Source organism: Streptomyces sp. NBC_00057, assembly GCF_045041165.1.
In the GTDB taxonomy this organism is placed as follows: domain Bacteria; phylum Actinomycetota; class Actinomycetes; order Streptomycetales; family Streptomycetaceae; genus Streptomyces.
In genome coordinates this window covers 7,279,447-7,295,304 of record NZ_CP108256.1, presented here as the reverse complement: position 1 = coordinate 7,295,304, position 15,858 = coordinate 7,279,447, and the positions used below count along the sequence as shown (strand labels likewise).

Below are 15,858 nucleotides of genomic sequence, written 5' to 3'. Positions count from 1 at the left end.
AGTCCCTGGTGGGGCCCGTCCCACGCCACGAAAATCGTGGCATGGCCATATTTCCGCAGACGCAGCAATCCCCAGCCCCGTGTTCAGCCGCCCCCCGGCTCCCTCACCTGCGGCACATCGGTCCAAACTGGTACGCGAGCGTCATGGGTACCGCGATCGTCGCGAGCGCGGGTGTCGCGCTGCCCGTCCACATCCCGGGACTGCGGGGTGCCTGCACGGTGGTGTGGGCGCTCGCGACGGTCATGCTCGCCGCCGTGCTCACGGCCCGTACCGGGCACTGGATCGCCCATCGCGACCAGGCCCGCACCCACCTGCTGGACCCCGCCGTCGCCCCGTTCTACGGATGTCTCTCGATGGCACTGCTGGCGGTCGGCGGCTCGTCGATGGTGGTCGGCCGGGACGTCATCGGGCATCAGGCGGCCCTGGCCCTGGATGTGGTGCTGTACACGGCCGGCACGCTGATCGGGCTGGCCGCCGCGGTCGCGATTCCGTATCTGATGGTCGTGCGCCACCGGGTCGAGCCCGGCACCGCGTCGCCGGTGTGGCTGCTGCCGGTGGTGGCCCCGATGGTCTCCGCGGCGCTCGGTCCGCTGCTGGTGCCGGAGCTGCCCGCCGGTCAGTGGCAGGAGGCGATGCTGCTGGCCTGCTACGCGATGTTCGGTCTGAGCCTGCTGGCCACGCTGGTGATGCTGCCGCTGATCTTCGCCCGGCTCGTCCACCAGGGCCCGCTGCCGCTCGTGCTGACGCCCACGCTGTTCCTGGTCCTCGGCCCGCTGGGCCAGTCGACGACCGCGGTCAATCAGCTCGCCGATGTGGCGCAGGGCGCGATCGGGGAGCCGTATGCCTCCGGGTTCGAGGCGTTCGCCGTGCTGTACGGGGTGCCGGTGATGGGCTTCGCGCTGATGTGGCTGGCGCTGGCCCTCGCGCTGGTGGTGCGCGCCGTACGCAACGGAATGACCTTCGGCATGACGTGGTGGGGATTCACCTTCCCGGTCGGTACATGTGTCACGGGCGCCGCGGGTCTGGCCCGGCACACCGGTCTCACGGCGTACACCTGGCTGGCCGTCGCGCTGTACGTGCTGCTGGTGACGGCATGGGCGGTGGCCGGGGTGCGGACGCTGCGCGGGCTGCTCAGCGGAGCGCTGCTCGCAGCGCCGCAGGCGCCTGCGCCAGCGACGGCCCGTACCACGTGAGGAATCGCCCGTCGACAAGCGCGGCGGGCAGTGCGGGGAACGCTTCGGGCCCGTCGTCCGCGGTGAAGCGGTACGGCTCGTCCGGCAGGACGACCAGATCGGCGCCCACCGTGTTGAGTACGTCGAGCGGGATGCAGGGATAGCGCTCGGCGTGGTCCGCGTAGACGTTCTCGATGCCCAGCCTGGCCAGCAGATCTCCGGCGAAGGTATCGCGCCCCAGCACCATCCAGGGCCTGCGCCAGACCGGTACGACCGCACGGCGCGGGGCGCGGGGTGGCGGGAGCGCGGCCCAGGCGGCCTCGGCCTCGTCCAGCCAGCGCGGCCTGGCCTGTCCGCAGGCGGTGACCAGGACCCGTTCCAGTTCCTCGAAGGCCTGGTCGAGGGTCCGGACATCGGTGACGAGCACCTCGATCCCGGCGGCCCTGAGGGCCGCGAGGTCGGGTTCGCGGTTCTCCTCCTCGTTGGCGACGACGAGATCGGGCCGGAGCGCGACGACCGCGGCCACGTCGGGATTCTTGGTGCCGCCGATACGGGCGGCGGTCGGACCGGCCGGGTGGGTGCACCAGTCGGTGACGCCGACCAGCAGGCCGGGGGCGGTGACGGCAACGGCCTCGGTGAGCGAGGGGACCAGGGAGACGACTCGCACGGCGGGAAACCCCTCTCAGCGACGCGGGTCGAAGGTGGCGTCGATGTGCTCGGCGACCGCGACGACCAGCAGCCGCGTACCGGGCATCGTGGCCCGCCAGCGGTGCCGCACTCCGCCGGACAGAAAAAGTGTGTCGCCCTGCTCCAGCCGGTACGCCTGCCCCTCGGCCTCCACCTCCGCGGCGCCCTGCACCACGTACATCACTTCGTCGTTGCGGTGCTGGAACTCGCGCCCGAGGTCGAGTTCACCGGTGAACTCCAGGGCGCTGAGCTGATGACGTCCGCGCACCACCCTGCGAACCCCGTCGCCCTCACCCGCCCGTACGACATCGACGGCGCGCGCCGAGTCCGCGGCGGCGCGCAGCCGCGCCGTGGTGGTCTCCAGGGCCTCTGCGACCCGGTCCAGGGACCGGGCGCTGGGCCGGGCCCGCTCGTTCTCGATCTGGCTGAGGAACGGCACGGACAGACCACTGCGGGTCGCGACCGCGGCCAGTGTGAGCCCCAGGGATCTGCGCCGTCGGCGGACCGCGGCGCCCACGCGGAGTGCTTCCTTGTCGTCCATGTCCGGCTCCCTCCCTCCCGACTCGTCATCCTTCCGGCTGCCAGCACATTACGCACACGGTTACGCAAGGTCGGCCGGTTGATGAACGTCTTCCGGACAGCCGGAAGGGGCGGGCCCGCCGCCGGCGGCGCCCACCCCTTCCCGTGCAGAGACCCTGTGGGAGCCCTACTGCGGAGCCATCGTGTCCACGATGCCCGGGTTCTTCTCCATCCAGGCCTTCACGGCCTCTTCCTCGTGCCCCGTGCCGCGCTTCTGGATCTGGTTCTCCAAGCCGGCAAGCTCGTCCTCGCTCGGCTTGAAGTTCTTGAACCACTTCGTCAGCTGCGGGTACCGCGTAGCCGCGCTCCTCCAGGACGGCCTTCACGAGTACGTGGCGGCGATGTCCTCCTTCCGGGCGAACCCGGCCATCCCGACGGCACGGTCACGCTCGTCCTTGCCGCCCGCTTCCTTGGACGTTTTGGCCTCGGCGACGGGGGTCCACTTGTCGGCGACGCCCGGGTTGGCCTTCAGCCAGGTGCGGACGGCCTCCTGCTCGTTGCCGGAGCCGGCCTTCTGGATCTCCGCCTCGAGGCTGGTGAGCTGGTCCTCGCTCATCTTGAAGTTCTTGAGCCAGGTGCCGACCTCGGGGTTGTCGGCGGAGAAGCCCTTGCGGGCCAGGGTGTGGATGCCGTCGCCCTTGCCCCAGAGGTTCTTGGGGTCCTCGAGCTTGGTCAGTTCGAACTGGTTGTACGCCCAGTGCGGCGACCAGAGCGGGACGACGATCGGTTCCTTCTTGGCGTACGCGCGCTTCAGCTCGGCCAGCATCGACGGCGTGGAGCCGTCGACGACCTTGTACTCCTTGTCCAGGCCGTAGCCCGGCAGGATCTTGTCCTTGAGCAGGCCCATCTCACCGGCGCTCGGCTCGATGCCGACGATCCGGCCCTTGAACTGCGAGGACTTGCCCTTGAGGTCGTCCAGCGACCGGACGTCCTTCATGTACGAGGGGACGGCCAGCTCCAGCGAGGTGGGGCCGTACCAGGAGCCCATGTCCTCGAGGCGGTCCTGGTACTTCTTCCAGTAGCTGGCGTGGGTGACCGGAAGCCAGGAGTCGGTCTCGAAGTCGATCTGGCCGTTGGCCATACCGGTGTAGAGCGCACCGGCCTCGTACTGCTGGACGTCGACCTCGAAGCCGCGCCGCTCCAGCAACTCCTTCCACAGGAAGGTGGAGGCGATGCCCTCGTCCCACGGGATGTAGCCCATGCTGATCTTCTTGCCCGCACCGATGTCCGAGGCACCGGCGGTGGTGGCCTTGTCCGAGTCGGACGAGCCGAAGAGGCCCATGCCGCCCGCGACGAGTGCGAGGACGACGATGCCGACGACCGCGACGACGGGCTGCGGGCGGTGGTTCCAGACCTTCAGTCCGCCGGCCGTCGACTGCGCCCTGGCGAGGGCTCGGCGGGCGAGCGGGGAGACCTCACGGCCGAGCGCGCTCGTCATCCGGTCCAGGTACATCGCCACGATGACGATGGAGATGCCGGCCTCGAAGCCGAGGCCCACATCGACGTTGCCGATGGCGCGGTAGACGGCGCCGCCGAGGCCTCCGCCGCCGACCATGCCGGCGATGACCACCATGGACAGGCCCAGCATGATGACCTGGTTGATGCCCGCCATGATCGTGGGCAGGGCGAGCGGCAACTGCACCCGCAACAGGGTGTTGCGCCGGGTGGTGCCGAATGCTTCGGCCGCCTCGACGAGTTCGCCGTCGACCTGGCGGATGCCGAGCTCGGTCATCCGGACGCCCGGGGCCAGCGAGAAGATGATGGTGGCGATGATGCCGGGGACCACGCCGACGCCGAAAAAGATGACGCCGGGGATCAGATAGACCATGGCGGGCATGGTCTGCATGAAGTCCAGGACGGGCCGGGTCACCGCGCTGACGGTCTTGGAGCGGGACGCCCAGATGCCCAGCGGTACGGCCATTACCAGCGCGATGATGGTGGCGACGAGCACCAGGGTGAGGGTGTCCATCGCTTCGTCCCACAGCTCGACGGAGTCGATGACGGCGAAGCCGACGAAGGCGAGCACACCCGCGAGCAGACCGCGCAGCCACCAGGCGATGACGGCGACGATGCCCGCGAAGAGCAGCGGTGCGGGGGCGGAGAGCACGGCGGCTATGCCGTCGAACATGCCGCTGACGATCGAGCTGATCGCGTCGAACAGCCAGGAAAGGTGGGTCTGCAGCCAGTCGACCGCGGAGTCGACCCAGTCACCGAGAGGAAGCCTAAACATTGGCCACCTTCTTCGCGGTGGTCGTGACGTCCTGCGGGGCCTCGGCGGGGCTCATCGGCTCACCGAGGACGGCGAGCAGCCGGGCGCGCGGTACGACACCGACGAGCTTGCCCTTGGCGTCGGTCACGGCGACCGCGACTCCGCTCTGCGAGCAGGGCGTGAAGAGCTCGATGATCGGCGTGGACTCGGTGACGGTGGCCGGGGCGGCCCTGAGGACGTCGTCGGCGGTACGCAGTTCCTCGCCGTCGTCCGTCCTGGTGCCCATGACGGTGTGCGGTTCGGCCATGACGGCGCCCGCGGTCAGCACCCGGGTGCGGTCGACGTCCTGGGTGAAGGAGGCGACGTAGTCGTTGGCCGGGGTGACGAGGATGTCCTCGGCGGTGCCGAGCTGGACGATCTTCCCGTCGCGCATCACGGCGATACGGTCGCCGAGGCGCATGGCCTCGTTGAGGTCGTGGGTGATGAAGACGATCGTCTTCTTCAGGCGCTTCTGCAGTTCGAGCAGCTGGTCCTGCATGTCGCGGCGGATCAGCGGGTCGAGCGCGCTGAAGGACTCGTCCATCAGCAGCAGGTCGGCGTCGGTGGCCAGGGCGCGGGCCAGGCCGACACGCTGCTGCATACCGCCGGACAGCTCGTCGGGCCAGGACTTCTCCCAGCCGGCGAGCCCGGTCAGCTCCAGCGCCTCGGCGGCGCGCTTCTCGCGCTCGGCGCGCGGCACACCCTGCACTTCGAGGCCGTACGCGGCGTTCTCCAGCACGCTCCGGTGAGGGAAGAGCGCGAAGTGCTGGAACACCATGCTGATCTTGGAGGACCGGACATGGCGCAGTTCTGCGGGGCTCAGGGCGGTCAGGTCCTGGCCGTCGAACAACACGCGTCCGGCTGTGGGCTCCAGAAGCCCGTTGAGCATGCGCAGCAACGTGGACTTTCCGGACCCGGACAGACCCATCACGACGAAGATCTGTCCCGGTTCGACGGTGAACGAGGCGTCGATCACCGCTGCGGTCGTTCCGTCGGCGCGCAGCTCGTCGCGGTCGGCGCCGCTTTCGAGCTTCTGCACGGCTTGATCGGGTCGTCTGCCGAACACTTTGTACAAGTGCTCAGCTTGCAGCCTTGACACATACACCTCGCGGGTTGAACCGAAAAACGGTCTGCCACCCCCTCCGGCAGACCGTGGAGCAGCGCGGATTCGGTCCGCATGGCACGTGCACTGGTTGAAACTGCTACGTGATCCGCTCCGGCTGCGCGCCTGCCCTCGCTTGCACAAGCCAAACACGAGAGTGACCCAGGTCACCCATGAGCGGCCGCCGCCGGGGGCCCGCCTCATCGCCCCGGTGTCCGCGACGGCCGGTGTCAGTGAGGTGCGGCATCATCGGGGTGTGACGCGACGCCTGATGCTCCTCGACACCGCCTCCCTCTACTACCGCGCCTACTTCGGGGTTCCCGATTCGGTGCGTGCCCCGGACGGGACCCCGGTCAACGCCGTGCGCGGGCTGCTCGACTTCATCGGGCGCCTGGTGCAGGACCACCGGCCGGACGACCTGGTCGCCTGTATGGACGCGGACTGGCGGCCGCACTGGCGGGTGGAGCTGATCCCTACGTACAAGGCGCACCGCGTCGCGGTGGAGACCGCCGAGGGGCTGCCCGACGAGGAGGAGACCCCCGACACACTGGCCCCGCAGGTGCCGATCATCGAGGATGTCCTCGATGCGCTCGGCATCGCCCGGGTCGGCGTCGCGGACTACGAGGCGGACGATGTGATCGGCACGCTCACCACCATGGCCACCGGCCCCGTGGACATCGTCACCGGCGACCGGGACCTCTATCAGTTGGTCGACGACGCCCGTGGGGTGCGGGTGCTCTATCCCCTGAAGGGGGTCGGCTCGCTCCAGCTGACGGACGAGACGTGGCTGCGGGAGAAGTACGGGGTGGACGGCTCCGGCTATGTCGATCTGGCCCTGCTGCGCGGCGACCCGAGCGACGGGCTGCCGGGCGTTCCCGGCATCGGTGAGAAGACGGCGGCGAAACTGCTGGACGCCTTCGGCGATCTGGCCGGGATCATGGCCGCGGTGGACGATCCGGCCGCCAAGCTGACGCCCTCGCAGCGCAAGCGCCTCGACGAGGCCCGGGACTATGTGGCCGTCGCACCGAAGGTGGTCCGCGTCGCCGGTGATGTACCCCTGCCCGAGTTCGACCCCGCGTTGCCCACCGAGCCACGCGATCCCGCCGCCCTCGAAGCCCTCGCGAAGCAGTGGGGGCTGGGCGGTGCCCTGCAACGCCTTCTCTCCACACTGCGCGACTGAGGTGCTAGCTTAGGTAAGCCTAAGCAATCGGAGCAGGGAGAACCTCGTGGCAGAACGACCGGCACGGCAGGCACCCAAGGCGCAGGGGGCCAAGGTTCTGCGCACCGAGCAGATCACCCCTCACATGGTGCGCGTGGTGCTCGGCGGTGACGGCCTCGCCGGCTTCGGACTCTCCGGGTTCACCGACCACTACGTGAAGCTCTGCTTCGCCCCCGAGGGTGCGGACTACGCGCACCCGTTCGACATGGCCCGCATCCGCGAGGAGCAGCCGCGGGAGCTGTGGCCCACCACCCGCACCTACACGGTGCGCTCCTGGGATCCGGTCACCCGGGAGCTGGCCATCGACTTCGTGGTCCACGGCGACGAGGGCCTCGCCGGGCCCTGGGCGATGCGGGCGGTCGCGGGCGACCAGGTGACCTTCCTCGGCCCGGGCGGGGGCTACGGCCCGGACACCTCGGCGGACTGGCACCTCCTGGCCGGCGACGAGAGCGCCCTCCCGGCCATCGCCGCCGCCCTGGAGCAGATGCCGGCAGGTGCGGTGGTGCACGCGTTCGTCGAGGTGGCGGACGCCTCTGAGGAGCAGAAGATCGTGACGCCCGACGAGGTCGAGGTGACCTGGCTGCACCGCGGTGAGCGCCCGGTCGGCGAGGCGCTGACGGCCGCGGTAAAGGAGCTGGAGTTCCCGGCGGGCGAGGTCCAGGCATTCATCCACGGCGAGGCGGGCTTCGTGAAGGAGATCCGCCGCCATCTGCGCCTGGACCGCAAGATCCCGCTTCCCCGGCTGTCCATCTCCGGCTACTGGCGGCTCGGCCAGAACGACGACGCCTGGCGCTCGGTCAAGCGCGAGTGGAACGCACAGGTGGAGCGCGAACAGGAGAGCGCGGCGTAACACCGGCTCACTCGTGTACGCCCCGGTCCCTGACCGGGGCGTACGTGTTCCCGGGGCGCCGGCTCATCCACCGGCGGCATGCACCGCCGCTCCGTCGCCGCCGCCCGAACCCCCCTCGCCGTCGCCGTCGTACGCGCGCGAGGACGCGTCCACATGCGCGAGCCGCCGCAGTGCGCTGAACATCGCCTCCCCCAGCACCGTGCCGACGACCACGCTCTCCACCAGGTCCTCGCGCGCCACCCGCCGCCCCACATAGTCGAGGTCGGCCCGCGCGACCGGTTCGGCGGCGGCCGCGTAGTCGTCGAGCAGCTCGACGAACCCGCCGTGCCCGGCCCGCCGCAGTGCGACGATCACCCCGGCCAGGCACTCGCCGGCCGGACCGTGCGCCTCGGCCCGCCAGCCGCGCCGCTCCACCAGCTCCGCCACCTCTTCGCGGGCGTCATCCAGTTCGGGCCCCGGCTCGTCCCCCTGCAACGGGGTGAGTCGCTTCGCCGCGACACCCAGCACCTTGTGCACCGGCTGCTCCGGGTCCTCGACCGCCCGGAGCACATCGCCGATGGCCGCGAGCGAGAGCCCGCCGACATCCAGCAGGGCCCGGATCAGCCGCAGCCTGCGCTCATGGCCGGAGTCGTAACTCGCCTGGTTCGGGCTGGTCAACTGCCCGGCGGGCAGTAGCCCTTCACGTACATAGAACTTGATCGTCGGCACCGGAACCCCGGACCTGCGACTCAACTCGCCGATGCGCACCGCGTGTTCTCCCTTCCGCGCTTGCCAACCCCCGACCCATCATAGATAGTTCCACTATCGGATAGCGGAAAGTTCCACTATCCATAATTGAGGGGGGTCCTCATGCCTTCATGGCGTTCATGGCACCGGCCGTTAGTTCTCTTCGCTGCCGCGATGGCCGTCATGGCGGTCGTCTCGGCCGCGGGACTGCTGGTCGACGACCGGGTCCTGGCGGGCTCGGCGATATGGTTCAAGCCGTTCAAGTTCGCGGTCTCGTTCATCGTGTACGCACTCGCACTGGCCTGGATGCTGACGCTGGTCACCCGCGGCCGGCGCGTCGGCTGGTGGGCCGGAACCGTGGTCGCCCTGTCCAGCCTGGGCGAGATGGTGATCATCACCGGCCAGGTGATCCGCGGGAAGCGCAGCCACTTCAACCACGCCACCCCGTTCGACGAGACGCTGTTCAGCGCGATGGCCGTCACCGTCGTCGTGCTCTGGACCGGAACGTTGGTCATAGCCGTCCTGCTGATGCGCGCCCGTACAGCCGACCGCGCCGCTGCCCGGGCGATCCGCTCGGGCGTGCTGCTCGCCCTGGTGGGTGCCGGATTCGGTTTCCTGATGACACAGCCCACGCCCGGGCAGCGGGCGGCCGGGGATCTCGACACCGCCGATGTGATCGGCGCGCATTCCGTCGGCGTACCGGACGGCGGCCCGTCGATGCCCCTCACCGGCTGGTCGACAACGGGCGGGGATCTGCGCATACCGCACTTCGTCGGCATGCACGCGCTCCAACTGCTGCCGCTCTTCCTGCTCGCGCTGGTCGCCCTGGCCCCGCGATTCCCCCGGCTGCGCGACCCGCAGGTCCGGCTGCGGTTGGTGCTGGTCGCCTCCGGTGCCTACGCGGCGGTCGTCGCACTGGTCACCTGGCAGGCGCTGCGCGGTCAGCCGCTGATCCACCCGGACGGTGCGACGCTCGTCGCCGCGGCCCTGATCGTGGCGGCGACCGCCGTCTTCGGCTATGGGGCGCTGAGGTCAACCGCCGTACCACAGAAGGCCGATTCAGATTCCGCCTCCGAATTCGCCGACAAGGAGCTCGTGGCATGACCGGTGCACTCTTCGAGATCTCGTTCTTCCTGGCAGCCCCGTTCTGGCTGCTCATGATCCTCGCGCCGAACTGGCGTCCCACGGCGCGTATCGCCGCATCCCCGCTCACCGTCCTGCCGGTACTTGCGCTCTATCTGGTCATGGCCGTGCCGGTCTTCCCCGAACTCTGGGACGCGGTCCGCAGCCCCGACATCGACACCTTCCGCGATCTGACGGCCCTGGCGAACGGGGCGGGGGCGATCTGGGCGCAGGTCATCGCCTGGGATCTGCTGCTGGGCCAGTGGATGTTCCTGGAAGGACGCCGGCTGGGGATCTCTCCGCTGGTGATGGGGCCACTGCTGGTGCTGACGATTCTGCTGTCGCCCTTCGGGCTGCTGGTCTTTCTCGTGCTACGGGCGGTGCTGCGGCCGAAGACCCGGTCCGGGAGCGGAATCCCGGACCGGGCCGGTCACGCGTCGCTGCGGTAAGGGCGCCCGTCAGACGGACTTCTGGTACGAGCGGAACGTCCGGGTCGACAGCCAGACCGCCGCCGCCGCAAGGACCAGAAGGGCTCCCCCGCGGCTGAGCACCAGACTCCGGTCGGGGTCGGCGGTCAGCGCCGAACGGCCTGCCACCATCGCCCAGTTGACCGGGTTGAAGTCGGCGATGTGCCGCATCCAGGACGGCATCTGGCTCGGAGCCATGAAGGAGGAGGAGAGGAAAGTCAGCGGCAGCAGCAGAAAGGTGTTGATGCCGATGATCGACTCGCGCTGGCGGACCAGCATGCCGAGCGCGTTGGAGAGCGCACCGAAGACCGTGCCGAGCAGGATCGAGGCGACGACCAGGATCAGCAGCCCGCCCGCACCGCCGGGGTAGGTGGCCCCGGCGGCCCAGCCGAGCAGCACGATGATGACGGACTGCACGGCGGTGCTGATGCCGTTCTGTACGACATTGGCGTTCATCAGCGCGTTGCGGCTGACCGGCGTCGTCAGGAAGCGGTTGAGCGTGCCCCGCTCGATCTCCTCCAGGGTGCCCATACCGGCCCACATGCTCGATCCGAGGGCGCTCATCACCACGATGCCCGGGATCAGGTAGTCCAGATAGGACGTGGTACCGAAGCCTCCGAGCTCGACGACGTTCTTGAAGAGGTTGCCGAACAGGAACAGCCAGATCACCGGCTGGATCAGCGAGATCGCCAGGAAGACCGGCTGCCGGATGATCGCCGTGAGCTGACGCTGGGTCATGTACCAGGTATGGGCGAGAACTTGACTGTTCATCGGGTGCCCCCTGCGGGGGTGAGGGCAGGGACCTGCCGGGCGTCCGCCGCTTCGGCCTCGGAGAAACGGCGTCCGGCATAGCGCAGATAGACGTCGTCGAGGGAGGGTCGGGCCACGGTGGCGGCGGCGACCGCCGCACCGGCCCGCTCCAGCGCGGCGAGCAGCACGGGGACGCCCGCGGCGCCGTCCTCGGCGCGGACGCTCACCCGGCGGCCGTCGACCAACACCTCGTACACCCCGGGCAGTCCGGTCAGCAGGGCGGTGATCGCCCTTGCATCACCCTCGGCGCGCAGCTCCATGTGGACGGCGTCGCCCCGTAGTTCGCCCTTGAGTTCGTCGGGGGTGCCCTCGACGACGACCCGGCCGCGGTCGACGATCGCGATGCGCTCGGCGAGCCGGTCGGCCTCCTCCAGATAGTGCGTCGTGAGGACGATGGTCAGCCCCTCGTCGCCGGCCAGCCGGGAGATCTCGTCCCACATGGCCGTGCGGGCCTCGGGGTCGAGTCCCGTGGTGGGTTCGTCGAGGAAGAGCACCTCGGGGCGGTGGACCAGGCCGAGCGCCACGTCGAGGCGTCGCTGCATCCCGCCGGAGTACCCCTTGACCTGGCGCTTCGCGGCGTCGGCGAGGTCGAAGCGGTCCAGCAGTTCATCGGCGCGGCGCTGGACGGCGGCGCCCCGCATCCCGTACAGCCTGCCCTGGAGCAGGAGGTTCTCGCGGCCGGTGGCGACCGGGTCGGCGCCGGACTTCTGGGCGACGACGCCGATCGCGCGGCGGACCCGGTCGGGGTGGCGCAGAACGTCGTGTCCGGCGACGGTCGCGGTGCCGGAGTCGGGGCGGGCCAGGGTGGTGAGGATCTTGACGGTGGTGGACTTTCCGGTGCCGTTGGGGCCGAGGAGTCCGAAGACCGTGCCGGCATCGACGTCGAGGTCCATGCCGCCCAGTGCGGTGACATCGCCGGGATAGGTCTTGATCAGATTTCGCGCCGCTACTGCGGGCGCACGGGTGCTCATGACAGAGCTCTCCTGTGGTCGGCGGGGTACTCGGGTCCACCGAGCACTCGGGTATGCCGAGCCGATCCGCGTGAAGAGCGCCGGGCTATCCTGGGTGTGCCGCACCTCGATCGCCTGGCTCGCCTTCACGGCATGGCCGGTCCGGGGTTCGAGACCCCGGCGGTTGCTGCTCCAACAGCTCCCACCGGGGTCTTTTTCTGCGGTGTCGCTTCTGCTACGCCTTCCGCTCAGGGTCGAGAACGATCTTCTGTTGGTCCAAGTCCTGCCATTTCTGCGGGACTTCACCGGTTTCATGGAAGGACTTCCACTCCTCGATGCCGCTGATCGAGGCGTCGGTGAGTTCCTTGTGGAAGTTCTTGATCCACGCCAGCTGTGCGTCGATCATGTGGAGCTGATACTCGGTCTCGACGACGAAGACGCGGGGCAGCTTCTCCCCCAGCTGACCGAGGGCCCCCCGGAGAGTCGCGGCCTGAACCGCCAGCGCCGCCTCCCGGGTCTCCATCAGCTCCGCCACATCCTCCGGCGGCAGCACCGGCAGAAGCGAGAGGGCCGTCTCGAAGACCGGGTACTCGACGGCCGGAACGGCGAGCAGATCGGAGAGCCAGTCGAGCATTTCCGCACGCCCGGCCTCGGTGATGCCGTAGAGCGTGCGCTCGGGGCGGTTGCCCTGCCGCTGGACGCCCGCAACCTCGACGTAACCGTGCTTCTCCAGGTTCTGGATGACGGTGTACAGCGAGCCGAAATTGATCTTGACGCTGTGTTCCTTGCCGCGCCGACGAAGCGTCTGGGCGATCTCGTACGGATGCATGGAACGCTCGGCGAGCAGCACCATGACCGTCAGCGCCAGTGGATTGCCGAGCTTGCGCCGCTTGGCCACCCACCCCCACCACCCTTCACTCCGTCTTCGAATACTCGTGAGCGAATATATCGCGTTCATCCGGACGCGTCAACCACGATGTATCGCGAATTTCGGGATGCGTGGAAGGATCTCGCGCACTGACCAATCCGTGCTGCCGTCGGCTCCGGATCACTCGGAGAACCGATGTGCGATCAGGGAGGAAGCCCGCGTGAAAGAAGCCGTGTACATCAGCGGAGCGCCCTCGGCGGGGCCCGATCTCCAGGAGCTGCTGGGGCTGGTCGCCCGGGGCGACCAGGATGCCTTCGCCAAGGTGTACGACGCGGTCAGCGGGCCCGTCCTCGGGCTGGTACGGAGCGTGCTGCGCGATCCCGCCCAGTCGGAGGAGGTCGCACAGGAAGTCCTGGTGGAGGTGTGGCGGACGGCCCCTCGCTTCCGGGCCTCCCGCGGCAGCGCGATGAACTGGGTACTGACGCTCGCTCACCGCCGGGCCGTGGACCGGGTGCGCTCGGCCGAGGCATCGGCGGCCCGTGAGCACAGGGCGGCGCTGCTGGACCGCACGCCCGCCTTCGACGAGGTCACCGAGCAGGTGGAGAGCCGGCTGGAGCGCGAACAGGTCCGTCGCTGCATGCGGACGCTCTCCGAGCTGCAACGGCAGTCCGTGACCCTCGCCTACTACCGGGGGCTGACCTACCGCGAAGTGTCGGAGCTGCTCTCCGTACCGCTCGGGACGATCAAGACACGACTGCGCGACGGGCTGATCCGGCTGCGCGACTGCCTCGGGGTCAGCGCATGAGCAATGCCGAACTGCACACGCTGACCGGGGCGTACGCCCTGCACGCACTGCCGGACACCGAGCGGGTGGACTTCGAACGGCATCTCGGCGACTGCGAGGCCTGCGCCGTCGAGGTGCGCGAGCTGTCCGAGACCGCCACCCGACTCGGGCTCGCAGTGGCCGAGACCCCACCGCGCGGGCTGCGGGACAGGGTGCTGCGGGAGATCAGGGCCGTACGACAGGAGTCGCCGTCGGGCTCCGGTCGGGGCCACTCGGACGGCGCGGCGGCCCAGGGCGACGGCACAACGGGGCGGGGCGTCGGCGGTGCGGGGCGGGGCGGCCGGTGGCCGAGGTACGCGCTCGCCGCCTGTCTCGCCGCCGCCGTCGGATTCGGCGGGATCGCCGTCCGGCAGCACCGGGCGGCCCAGGACGCCCGGCAGGAGGCGCGGGCGGCGCAGCAGCGGAACGAGCAGCTGGCCCAGGTCATCGCCGCTCCGGACGCCAAGGCCTCCTCCGGCACGATGAAGGGCGGCGCGAAGGGAACGGTCGTGGTCTCGCAGAGTGAGAACCGGGCCGTGTTCATGGCCTCGGGGATGCGGCAGCCGCCCAGTGGCAAGGTGTATCAGCTGTGGTTCGACGACCACGGCACCATGCGTTCCGCCGGGCTGATGAACATCCCGGCCGCGAGCGACGCCGTCCTGCTGGACGGCCCGGTCGACGGTGCATCGGGCATAGGAATCACGGTGGAACCGGCCGGTGGCTCCGCGCAGCCGACGTCCGCGCCGCTGGCGCTGATGAACTTTCCGGCAGCATGACCGGGGCCGGTCCGCCGGGCAGAGCCGTGACAACCCGTTGCGTGGGCGCGGCATGACCGACCGACGCCGGGAAGGGCACACCTCCATGACCGTCTCCGTGGCACTGTTCACCTCCGACCTGCGAGTGCACGACAATCCGGTGCTGCGGGCGGCGGTGCGGGACGCGGATGCCGTCGTTCCGCTGTTCGTGCGCGACAAGGGCATCCACCGGGCCGGCTTCGACGCGCCGAACCGGCGGGCGTTCCTCGCGGACTGCCTCGCCGACCTCGACGCGGGGCTGTGCCGCCGCGGCGGACGGCTCGTCGTCCGGGACGCCGACGTGGTGGCCGCTGCCCGTGCCGTGGCCGTGGAGACCGGTGCGCGGAGCCTGCACATCGCCGGCGGTGTGAGCGGGTACGCGATGCACCGCGAGGGGCGGCTGCATACGGCTCTGGCAGCCGTCGGCTGCACCCTGCACGTCCACGACGCAGTGGTCACCGCGATCGCCCCGGGCCGGATCGTCCCGGCGGGCCGTGATCACTTCGCGGTGTTCACCCCGTACTTCCGCCGTTGGGAGGCGGCAGGAGTACGGGGAACACTGACCGCGCCACGCGCGGTACGGCTGCCGGACGGCGTGAAGTCCGAGCCGTTGCCGGAACGGGCGGAGGTGACCGGGGTCTCCCCCGGGCTCGCCAGGGGCGGCGAGTCGGCCGGACGCCGACTGCTGTCCTCCTGGCTGCACGGCCCCCTGGCCGACTATGAGAGCGGTCACGACGATCTGGCCGGTGACGCAACCTCCAGACTCTCCCCGTACCTCCACTTCGGCTGTCTCTCGGCGGCCGAAGTGATCAACCGGGCGAGGCAGCGGGGCGGACCGGGCGCCGACGCGTTTGTACGGCAGCTGGCGTGGCGGGACTTCCATCACCAGGTGCTCGCCGCACGGCCGGACGCCGCCTGGGAGGACTACCGCACGCGGCACGACCGCTGGCGGTCCGACGAGGACGAGGTCGAGGCCTGGCGCGCTGGGCGCACAGGCTATCCGCTGGTCGACGCGGCGATGCGACAGCTGGCGTACGAGGGCTGGATGCACAACCGGGGCCGGATGCTCGTGGCCTGCTTCCTCACCAAGACGCTGTACGCGGACTGGCGGGTGGGTGCCCGGCACTTCCTGGACCTGCTGGTCGACGGCGACCTGGCGAACAATCAGCTCAACTGGCAGTGGATGGCGGGTACCGGCACCGACACCCGCCCCAACCGGGTCCTGAACCCGGTGATCCAGGGCAAGCGGTTCGATCCGCGCGGCGCCTACGTGCGCCGCTGGGTGCCGGAGCTTGCGGAACTGGCGGACGGCGAGATCCATGAGCCGTGGAAACTGACCGGTCCGCGCCGGGCCGCGATCGACTACCCGGATCCGCTCGTCGACCTGGCAGAGGCACGGGCCCGGTTCGAACGGGCACGCGGCCTGGACTGACGGCGCCTC

At 69.9% G+C, this 15,858-nt stretch carries 17 protein-coding genes; 8 read left to right on the top strand and 9 right to left on the bottom strand.

Going from position 1 to position 15,858, the window contains the following annotated elements:
* The first annotated feature begins 41 nt into the window (after window positions 1–41).
* A complete protein-coding gene (locus OG953_RS34360; RefSeq protein WP_405689131.1) occupies window positions 42–1,193 on the top strand; it encodes a TDT family transporter in 1,152 nt (383 codons plus the stop codon).
* Here the strand turns inward: OG953_RS34360 and OG953_RS34355 are convergent.
* From OG953_RS34355 to OG953_RS34335, 5 genes are all read right to left on the bottom strand, one after another.
* A complete protein-coding gene (locus OG953_RS34355) occupies window positions 1,132–1,839 on the bottom strand; it encodes a helical backbone metal receptor (protein ID WP_405689130.1) in 708 nt (235 codons plus the stop codon). The two genes, OG953_RS34360 and OG953_RS34355, sit on opposite strands and share 62 nt — an antisense overlap.
* 15 nt (window positions 1,840–1,854) lie before the next feature.
* Window positions 1,855–2,400: a helix-turn-helix domain-containing protein gene (locus OG953_RS34350; RefSeq protein WP_405689129.1), complete on the bottom strand. Its 546-nt coding sequence runs from the start codon at window positions 2,398–2,400 to the stop codon at window positions 1,855–1,857.
* Window positions 2,401–2,565: 165 nt separating this feature from the next.
* Window positions 2,566–2,721 (bottom strand): hypothetical protein, encoded by a 156-nt coding sequence (locus OG953_RS34345; protein WP_405692221.1) that lies wholly within the window; start codon window positions 2,719–2,721, stop codon window positions 2,566–2,568.
* Between the two features lie 39 nt (window positions 2,722–2,760).
* The gene (locus OG953_RS34340; RefSeq protein ID WP_405689128.1) at window positions 2,761–4,668 is read right to left on the bottom strand and encodes an ABC transporter permease/substrate binding protein; all 1,908 of its coding nucleotides are present in this window, start codon (window positions 4,666–4,668) and stop codon (window positions 2,761–2,763) included.
* Complete coding sequence (locus OG953_RS34335) at window positions 4,661–5,725, bottom strand: glycine betaine/L-proline ABC transporter ATP-binding protein (RefSeq protein ID WP_405689127.1); 1,065 nt, start codon at window positions 5,723–5,725, stop codon at window positions 4,661–4,663. Before OG953_RS34335 ends, OG953_RS34340 begins: the two co-directional genes overlap by 8 nt.
* 334 nt (window positions 5,726–6,059) lie before the next feature.
* Here OG953_RS34335 and OG953_RS34330 point away from each other — a divergent pair, with 334 nt between their 5' ends.
* On the top strand, window positions 6,060–6,968 hold the full coding sequence (locus OG953_RS34330) for a 5'-3' exonuclease H3TH domain-containing protein (RefSeq protein WP_405692219.1): 909 nt from the start codon (window positions 6,060–6,062) through the stop codon (window positions 6,966–6,968).
* Between the two features lie 46 nt (window positions 6,969–7,014).
* Window positions 7,015–7,857, top strand: a complete 843-nt coding sequence (locus OG953_RS34325) for a siderophore-interacting protein (RefSeq protein ID WP_405689126.1) — start codon at window positions 7,015–7,017, stop codon at window positions 7,855–7,857.
* A 63-nt stretch (window positions 7,858–7,920) separates the two neighbouring features.
* On the opposite strand, the gene OG953_RS34320 is transcribed toward OG953_RS34325, so the two are convergent.
* On the bottom strand, window positions 7,921–8,604 hold the full coding sequence (locus tag OG953_RS34320; protein ID WP_405689125.1) for a MerR family transcriptional regulator: 684 nt from the start codon (window positions 8,602–8,604) through the stop codon (window positions 7,921–7,923).
* Between the two features lie 153 nt (window positions 8,605–8,757).
* On the opposite strand from OG953_RS34320, the gene OG953_RS34315 reads away from it, so the two are divergent.
* Both OG953_RS34315 and OG953_RS34310 read left to right on the top strand, forming a co-directional pair.
* Window positions 8,758–9,687 carry a hypothetical protein gene (locus OG953_RS34315; protein ID WP_405689123.1) on the top strand — a complete coding sequence of 310 codons (930 nt, stop codon included), beginning with the start codon at window positions 8,758–8,760 and terminating at the stop codon, window positions 9,685–9,687.
* On the top strand, window positions 9,684–10,154 hold the full coding sequence (locus OG953_RS34310) for an ABA4-like family protein (RefSeq protein ID WP_405689121.1): 471 nt from the start codon (window positions 9,684–9,686) through the stop codon (window positions 10,152–10,154). The genes OG953_RS34315 and OG953_RS34310 overlap by 4 nt, the downstream gene beginning before the upstream one ends.
* 9 nt (window positions 10,155–10,163) lie before the next feature.
* Here OG953_RS34310 and OG953_RS34305 read toward each other — a convergent pair whose 3' ends face one another.
* The 3 genes from OG953_RS34305 to OG953_RS34295 form a co-directional block, all read right to left on the bottom strand.
* Complete coding sequence (locus OG953_RS34305) at window positions 10,164–10,943, bottom strand: ABC transporter permease (RefSeq protein WP_405689120.1); 780 nt, start codon at window positions 10,941–10,943, stop codon at window positions 10,164–10,166.
* Window positions 10,940–11,953, bottom strand: coding sequence for an ATP-binding cassette domain-containing protein (locus OG953_RS34300; RefSeq protein WP_405689119.1), 1,014 nt, complete (start codon window positions 11,951–11,953; stop codon window positions 10,940–10,942). Before OG953_RS34300 ends, OG953_RS34305 begins: the two co-directional genes overlap by 4 nt.
* A 214-nt stretch (window positions 11,954–12,167) precedes the next feature.
* The gene (locus OG953_RS34295) at window positions 12,168–12,830 is read right to left on the bottom strand and encodes a helix-turn-helix transcriptional regulator (protein ID WP_405689118.1); all 663 of its coding nucleotides are present in this window, start codon (window positions 12,828–12,830) and stop codon (window positions 12,168–12,170) included.
* A gap of 190 nt (window positions 12,831–13,020) precedes the next feature.
* Between OG953_RS34295 and OG953_RS34290 the strand changes: the two genes are divergently transcribed.
* The 3 genes from OG953_RS34290 to OG953_RS34280 all read left to right on the top strand — a co-directional run bounded on the left by OG953_RS34290 (window position 13,021) and on the right by OG953_RS34280 (window position 15,849).
* Window positions 13,021–13,605: a sigma-70 family RNA polymerase sigma factor gene (locus OG953_RS34290; protein WP_405689117.1), complete on the top strand. Its 585-nt coding sequence runs from the start codon at window positions 13,021–13,023 to the stop codon at window positions 13,603–13,605.
* A complete protein-coding gene (locus tag OG953_RS34285; RefSeq protein ID WP_405689116.1) occupies window positions 13,602–14,399 on the top strand; it encodes an anti-sigma factor domain-containing protein in 798 nt (265 codons plus the stop codon). The genes OG953_RS34290 and OG953_RS34285 overlap by 4 nt, the downstream gene beginning before the upstream one ends.
* An 85-nt stretch (window positions 14,400–14,484) precedes the next feature.
* Window positions 14,485–15,849: a cryptochrome/photolyase family protein gene (locus OG953_RS34280; RefSeq protein ID WP_405689115.1), complete on the top strand. Its 1,365-nt coding sequence runs from the start codon at window positions 14,485–14,487 to the stop codon at window positions 15,847–15,849.
* Window positions 15,850–15,858 lie beyond the last annotated feature (9 nt).

Excerpts from the sequence above, each read along its gene's own strand:
- OG953_RS34360 (WP_405689131.1), top strand. The coding sequence starts at position 42 with ATGGCCATATTTCCGCAGACGCAGCAATCCCCAGCCCCGTGTTCAGCC.
- OG953_RS34350 (WP_405689129.1), bottom strand. The coding sequence starts at position 2,400 with ATGGACGACAAGGAAGCACTCCGCGTGGGCGCCGCGGTCCGCCGACGG.
- OG953_RS34340 (WP_405689128.1), bottom strand. The coding sequence starts at position 4,668 with ATGTTTAGGCTTCCTCTCGGTGACTGGGTCGACTCCGCGGTCGACTGG.
- OG953_RS34330 (WP_405692219.1), top strand. The coding sequence starts at position 6,060 with ATGCTCCTCGACACCGCCTCCCTCTACTACCGCGCCTACTTCGGGGTT.
- OG953_RS34315 (WP_405689123.1), top strand. The coding sequence starts at position 8,758 with ATGGCCGTCATGGCGGTCGTCTCGGCCGCGGGACTGCTGGTCGACGAC.
- OG953_RS34310 (WP_405689121.1), top strand. The coding sequence starts at position 9,684 with ATGACCGGTGCACTCTTCGAGATCTCGTTCTTCCTGGCAGCCCCGTTC.
- OG953_RS34305 (WP_405689120.1), bottom strand. The coding sequence starts at position 10,943 with ATGAACAGTCAAGTTCTCGCCCATACCTGGTACATGACCCAGCGTCAG.
- OG953_RS34300 (WP_405689119.1), bottom strand. The coding sequence starts at position 11,953 with ATGAGCACCCGTGCGCCCGCAGTAGCGGCGCGAAATCTGATCAAGACC.
- OG953_RS34285 (WP_405689116.1), top strand. The coding sequence starts at position 13,602 with ATGAGCAATGCCGAACTGCACACGCTGACCGGGGCGTACGCCCTGCAC.
- OG953_RS34280 (WP_405689115.1), top strand. The coding sequence starts at position 14,485 with ATGACCGTCTCCGTGGCACTGTTCACCTCCGACCTGCGAGTGCACGAC.